General features: G+C 65.6%; 1 protein-coding gene. It reads left to right on the top strand.

Going from position 1 to position 662, the window contains the following annotated elements:
* Positions 1-662 (top strand): AMP-binding protein (locus ACLMAL_RS39710; RefSeq protein ID WP_412003785.1); only part of this gene is annotated, 662 nt, incomplete at both ends.

Below are 662 nucleotides of genomic sequence, written 5' to 3'. Positions count from 1 at the left end.
GCGCCGGGTTCGTACCCGACCTTGCGGGATGTGTTCGTGATCGGTGAGGCGCTGCCGCCGGAAACGGTGACGGCGTGGCAGACGGTGTCGGATGCGGCGTTGCACAACCTGTACGGTCCGACCGAGGCTGCGGTGTCGGTGACCTACTGGCCTGCCGACGGCCGCGACGAGCGCACGGTGCCGATCGGGTTGCCGCAGTGGAACACTCAGGTTTACGTGTTGGATTCGCGGTTGCGTCCGGTGCCGTCGGGTGTCGCGGGTGAGCTGTATCTTGCCGGTGATCAGTTGGCGCGTGGCTATGTGGCGCGTCCGGATCTGACGTCGGATCGGTTCGTGGCCAACCCGTTTGCTGCGGGGGAGCGGATGTACCGCACCGGTGACCTCGTCGTCTGGCGGGAGTCGACCGGTGAGATTTCGCATCGTCTGGAGTACATCGGTCGTACCGATTTCCAGGTGAAGTTCCGTGGTCAGCGTATCGAGCTCGGTGAGATCGAAACCGCGCTCTTGGGTCAGCCCTCGGTGAGCCAGGCCGTGGCGCTGGTGGTCGGATCGACCCTCGGCGACCAGCTGGTCGGATATGTGGTGCCCCAGCCCGGGCAGGTAGTCGAGCAGCGTGCGCTGCTTGCCGGGATCTCGGAAACACTGCCCGCGTACATGGTGCC

The sequence above is a fragment of the Nocardia sp. CWNU-33 genome, assembly GCF_046764895.1.
Lineage (GTDB): Bacteria > Actinomycetota > Actinomycetes > Mycobacteriales > Mycobacteriaceae > Nocardia.
The sequence above is the reverse complement of the archived record's forward strand: the minus strand, read 5'-3'. Positions and strand labels throughout refer to the sequence as shown.